This window comes from Halomonas sp. 3D7M, from assembly GCF_014897885.1.
Classification (GTDB): Bacteria; Pseudomonadota; Gammaproteobacteria; order Pseudomonadales; family Halomonadaceae; genus Vreelandella.
This window is the reverse complement of sequence record NZ_JABUZF010000145.1, coordinates 595-6170: the sequence shown is the minus strand read 5'-3', so window position 1 is coordinate 6170 and position 5576 is coordinate 595. Positions and strand designations below refer to the sequence as shown.

General features: G+C 50.9%; 6 protein-coding genes and 1 pseudogene. 4 read left to right on the top strand and 3 right to left on the bottom strand.

Annotated features, from left to right (window positions below):
- The 3 genes from INT22_RS07100 to INT22_RS22080 form a co-directional block, all read right to left on the bottom strand.
- Positions 1-366 (bottom strand): mechanosensitive ion channel family protein (locus INT22_RS07100; RefSeq protein ID WP_193067950.1); only part of this gene is annotated, 366 nt, incomplete at its 3' end.
- A 572-nt stretch (positions 367-938) separates the two neighbouring features.
- The gene (locus INT22_RS07095; RefSeq protein WP_193067949.1) at positions 939-2021 is read right to left on the bottom strand and encodes a type I restriction endonuclease; all 1083 of its coding nucleotides are present in this window, start codon (positions 2019-2021) and stop codon (positions 939-941) included.
- Positions 2022-2046: 25 nt separating this feature from the next.
- Entirely contained in the window at positions 2047-2253 is a 207-nt protein-coding gene (locus INT22_RS22080; RefSeq protein WP_226912478.1) for a S24 family peptidase, read from the bottom strand.
- Positions 2254-2446: 193 nt separating this feature from the next.
- On the opposite strand from INT22_RS22080, the pseudogene INT22_RS07085 reads away from it, so the two are divergent.
- The 4 genes and pseudogenes from INT22_RS07085 to INT22_RS07070 form a co-directional block, all read left to right on the top strand.
- Positions 2447-2629: pseudogene (locus INT22_RS07085) on the top strand (hypothetical protein); the annotation flags it as partial.
- A gap of 260 nt (positions 2630-2889) precedes the next feature.
- The gene (locus tag INT22_RS07080) at positions 2890-3624 is read left to right on the top strand and encodes a metal ABC transporter ATP-binding protein (RefSeq protein WP_089039994.1); all 735 of its coding nucleotides are present in this window, start codon (positions 2890-2892) and stop codon (positions 3622-3624) included.
- Entirely contained in the window at positions 3608-4498 is an 891-nt protein-coding gene (locus INT22_RS07075) for a metal ABC transporter permease (protein WP_193061478.1), read from the top strand. Before INT22_RS07080 ends, INT22_RS07075 begins: the two co-directional genes overlap by 17 nt.
- A 28-nt stretch (positions 4499-4526) precedes the next feature.
- Positions 4527-5576 (top strand): metal ABC transporter solute-binding protein, Zn/Mn family (locus tag INT22_RS07070; RefSeq protein WP_193067948.1); only part of this gene is annotated, 1050 nt, incomplete at its 3' end.

Here is a 5576-nt window from a genome sequence, read left to right as displayed (position 1 = left end):
TACGTCCTGGAATGAACGCTTACACACAATCAGCATAAACCCCGCCGCTAAATCACTCAGCGTGCCCTGCAACGCCAAGCCAATAGCCAGCGTGGCAGCCCCCAACACAGCAACCAGCGAAGTAGCCTGAATACCAAACAGACCCAGTACCGTAATAAATACAACCAGCAGAATGACCCACTTCACCAAGGCTGCAAGAAAGTTGCCCAGCGTTGGATCTATACGCGGTATCGCATTCACCCGCTTACGCACTAAGCTGCTGACTACCCCTGCGACAATCCAGCCCACAATTAACACCAACAATGCTTTCACGGCATTGATGATCAAAGGAACATAAGCCCCAAATTGCTCAAGAAAGTTTTCCATGACGTAATATCCTCTAGATGGCAGTTACCGACACACACAGCATTCATTATGTTAAAGCAGTTTTATTTTGGAACACTCTTTTCCTCACCATATTTAACAATTAAAGCACCATCGTGCTGATGACGCCGAAACTGAGAGAGTATTCACAACGGTTGAGCGCTGAATTACCTGGACGGCAACATCCAACTTACTAATTAATGAAGGTAATGCACATTTCGAGTAGCGCGGCGTAAGCGTTAGCGCACCCGCGAAAGTGACCCGGCAGGTGTACATTTATGGCGGTGAGCAGATAGGTAGTGCGGAATTTGTACCACTCAGGCGGGCGGCGATGCGGACTGTGGTGGCTTGCATGACCGCGATGGCGATGTGGCTGTTTCCAGCGGTCGGATGCATGTACACCCGGCATGGTTGGGCATTGGTTTGCATTTGTTGACTCCAAGCCGTGGTGGTTAAAGCTGACGTTTGCAGACGTCGCAAAACACAAGGTAAATATGCTTACCTTATGAGCCAATTTATAAGCTTTATTTACCTTGCCGGGCGAAAACAAGCCGGCACAAGACCGGCTTTAGGGATCATTCGTAGCCTTTTACAACGGCTATCAGAGCGTCTCTGTGATTGAAGATATCAGTCAGTACATTTAGATCGTGCTTAACTGATTCATTATCTTGGCGAATTTCAATTCTTTTTAAGATTTTGGAATTGAAGTGAAGGCGACAGATCGGCTTACGATTGTTGTCATCAAGCAGCACGGCGCAATACGACTTTGCATCTCGCATGAAAACCCTTTCAGGAGCTACTTCGCTGGCAACGATAGCCCGAACCATGTTGTAACCATCGATCTCTTCCTGAGTCGTGACTATCTCATCATCTGTATTTTGAGAAGGTTCTTCGGAGTCCATCTGAATGGACTGTAAGTTAACAGCACCTGACTCATCGCCACTTGTCGTAGCTAATGCCTGTTTGAGTCTTAGAGAAACCTGCTCTTTGATGTGTTGAGCCATTGCGTCGCGGATGATCGGTGTGAATTCATCAAGAACTTGCTGAGTCATCCGTCCATCAAAGAAATCTTGAGCGATGAATTTGATGAATTCGCGGGGCGGTTCTTTAAGCATCTTGCTGAATGATGCCATCGCGAGATTGGTGTATTTCAGCCGATTTGCGGTACTAAGAATGGTATCGACGTTAAAAACAGGCTTAGCAAATTTCTTCAGTTCTTCAATATCCCTTTCGTTATAGTCAGTCAGACGAAAGGTAAAAAATGGTCTGTTATCTAGCTTGTTTGTGTCATCAAGATCTGAGTAAAAGCGGTACTCAATGCCATTGGTTAAAATCGCAAACTTTGCTTCCGTGCAATTGAAATAGCGGTAGAGCTGGCTGAATTGTGCATCTGCAAGGTCTGTCGTACGGGGCTTACATTCGATGAGGATTGAAAGCACACCATCATTTTTGATGGCGTAGTCGACCTTCTCGCCTTTCTTCAAGCCAACGTCAGCCGTAAATTCAGGCAGTACCTCGGTTGGATTGAAAACGTCATATCCTAAGCTTTGTATAAATGGCATGACCATCGCATTTTTCGTCGCTTCTTCGTTGACGATGTGGTCAAGCTGCTCTCTGGCACGGCTCGCCAGTGTTGCGATTTTTTGTGCTATCTCCATGTTCCCTGCCTTTTTAGTTGGTTTGCTACACCCTCCCAAATGCCCAACGCCCTAAAAAACGAGCGCAAATTTGGAAGTTATCTGTTTCGTCCATTTCGTAGCTGGGATACAGCGAATTGTCAGATATAACTCTAATTCGGTTTCCAGGTAAATGCTGAAGACGTTTAACGTGTACTTGGCCGTCTAATTGAAAAAGAACTCCATCTAACCATTCTTTACCCAACCTCGCCATTGACCTTAGTCATACTTAGCCCACACCGATTCCACGCTAGCGCCTTCGGCTCAACGTGCTACGCTTCGCGTTACTTTTCTTATTTGGGTGATTCGCTATGCCGATGTTTCGTGTGTTGGCGGCTTCCGCGCTGGTGCTGCTCACGCTGTCTACGCAAGCCCAGGCCCAAACGTCTGCTGACTGGTCGGCTTACAATAAGCTGCAGATTTGGACGCAGCCCAACCAAGCCTCTAGCGCGATTAACCGTTTTCAACCTGCTCGTTTCTCGGTTGGGTCTGTCACTTTGAACGGTGAGTACGTCTCACCCCAGCCATTTGGCGCTATTAGCCGCGTAATGGTCGCCGCACACCATGGCTATATAAGAGGCACGATTTAACATTGTCAGTGCAACAGGATTGTCAGCACACCAGGAGCGCGTAAAATATCGGGCTCTTTTTTGGTTTTTGTAATTGTTATGTTATAACTTATTTATTGGTAGCGAGGACACTCAATGAGTGAGCATATGCATCGCCATAACAAGGAAGGTCCTTGTCATTTTTCGCTGATGTCGTTATCTGCCACGAAGCGGTTGGGTCTAGTGGCACTGCCGCTGCTGGGTTTATGGGGGTTAGTTTTGTGGGCAAGTGGGTGGCCGTTATGAGTGAGCGTTCACTTTCACGCCTGCAACTGCATGACTTGCACCTTGCCCAAGGCGGACGCACGGTACTTGAGCATGTCGATGGTGACATAAAACCCGGTGCTATTACGGCGCTTATCGGCGCTAACGGGGCGGGCAAAAGCACGCTGATCCAGGCGATTATGGGAGAACTGCGGCCTATTAGCGGCAAAGTGATTTGCACCGTTGATAAAGCACGCCGCGCATGGTTACCGCAGCAACTGGCTCTGGACCTTACCTTTCCGATGAGCGTGGAAGAGTTGGTGATGACCGGCAGTTGGCCAAGCCACGGGGCGTTGAAAGGCTACTGTGCGGCGCATTATCGCAAGGGTCGCGACATCATGGCGCGCTTAGGTATTTCTCATTTGGCCCACCGCCCTTTGGGTGAGCTTTCCGGCGGCCAGCGCCAGCGGGCGCTGATTGGCCGTACGTTGATGCAGGAAGCGGAGCTTTTGTTACTGGATGAGCCGTTTGCCAACGTGGATAGCGATACGGTGGATATTTTGATCCGTATTTTGCGCCAAATGGCCGATGAAGGCGTGACCATCATTATTGTGCTGCACGACATGGATCATCTGAGCCACCTAGCCGATGAAGTATTAATGCTAAACGGTGGCCATGGTCGCTGGGTCGCGCCTAGCGCGCTTAACCACCAACATGCATCGGCCAAGGTCGTGCCGTTTGCTTTGGGAGGTCGTCATGCTGGCACTGCTTGATGCGTGGTTTGTTGCGCCTTTCGATTATGGCTTTATGCGGCGTGCGGTCGTGGGTGGTTTGGCACTTTCGCTTGCAGCTCCTCCACTGGGCGTGTTTTTGGTGCTACGGGGCATGAGCCTGATTGGCGATGCAATGGCCCACGCTATTTTGCCTGGGGTGGCGCTGGGCTTTTTACTCGCCGGGTTCTCTCTACCGGTGATGAGCGCTGGCGGCGTTCTTTTCGGCGTGATGGTGGCGTTACTTGCCGGTGCTGTGTCGAAAATGGGCGGCCAGCGCGAAGACGCCGCCATGGCGAGCTTCTTTATTATCTCGCTGGCGGCCGGGGTATTGCTCATTTCGATGGGTGGCAGCAGCGTGGATTTAACCCATGTGCTGTTCGGCTCAATTTTGGCGATTAACTCCACAGCGCTACTGCTCATTGCCTCTATCAGCACACTGATTGTGATTATTTTGGCGATTATTTTCCGCGCGTTGGTCGTGGAGTGTTTAGACCCGCTGTTTTTACGCGGGCAAAGCCGCCGTAGCAGCTGGGTACATAGCGTTTTTTTAGGGCTATTGGTGCTTAATTTAACCGCGGGTTTCCAAACCTTGGGCACGTTAATGGCGGTGGGCTTAATGATGCTGCCTGCCACTGCAGCGCGGTTTTGGAGTAAGCGGCTGGAAGGCTTGATAGGTATTGCCGTGGTATTGGCCATGGTCGCCAGTACCGGCGGGCTATTGATTTCATTTCATCTTGATACCCCATCAGGGCCGAGCATTATTTTGCTGGCTGGGGTGGGTTATCTACTGTCGGCACTGTTCGGCCGCTATCACAGCTTAGCCGCTAAGCTGCGGCGCAAGACAACGCCGCTGGCGCTTGAACAGTCGTCATAACTCTTTGTTATTTTTGAAGGAGCGTTATATGTCGCTTTTCTCTTCATCGCGCTGGTGGGTGGGTGTTTCGGCCATGCTGGCATTGCCTGCAGCAATGGCTAGCGACCGTGTTCAGGTAGTGACCAGCTTCTCTATCTTGGCCGACATGGTCGAAAACGTGGGCGGCGAGCACGTTGACGTAACGTCGCTTGTCGGCCCTGACGGCGATGCGCATGTTTATTCACCAAGCCCAGGCGACGCCCGCGCGTTGGCCAGCGCAGATGTGGTGGTCTTTAACGGACTGCTGTTTGAGGGCTGGATGGAGCGTTTGATTGAGTCTAGCGACTATACGGGTGCATTGGTCACTGCAACCAACGGCATTCAACCCCGCGCCTTTGCCAAACACGATCATGAAGAACACGGCCATGACGATCATGGACACGACGACCATGGCCACGACGATCATGACCACGGACATGACGAGCACGATCACAGTGAACATGACCATGGTGATGACGACCCTCACGCATGGCAGGATCTACAGCAGGCAAAGGTCTACGTTACCAATATTCGCGATGGCTTAATCGAAGCAGACAGTGCCAATGCCGAAAGTTATCAAGCGAATGCTGAGCGCTATTTAGCAGCAATAGACGAGGCTGATCATGAAATTCGTGATTTGCTGAGCGATATTCCCGCTTCCGCCAGCGTGATTACCGGCCATGATTCGTTTGGTTATTTCTCAAATGCTTATGGGGTGAACTTTCTTGCTCCTGTCGGCCTGTCTACCGAAGCTGACCCCAGCGGCGCCAGCATGGCCGCGCTTGTAGATGTCATTGAGCAGGAAAACGTGCAGGCGCTGTTCCACGAGAACATGACCAACCAAGCCATCATCAACCAGCTTGCCGAAGAAACTGGCCTGCCAATTGCTGGCACACTGTATGCCGATGCGCTGGCGAGTGAGGGTGAAGCCGGCACTTACTTAGGCATGATGCGTCATAACGCGAACGTGCTGCACTCAGCATTAGCTGAACCGGGTCATGATGACCACGACCACGACCACGACCACGACCACGACCACGACCACGACCACGACTATCAT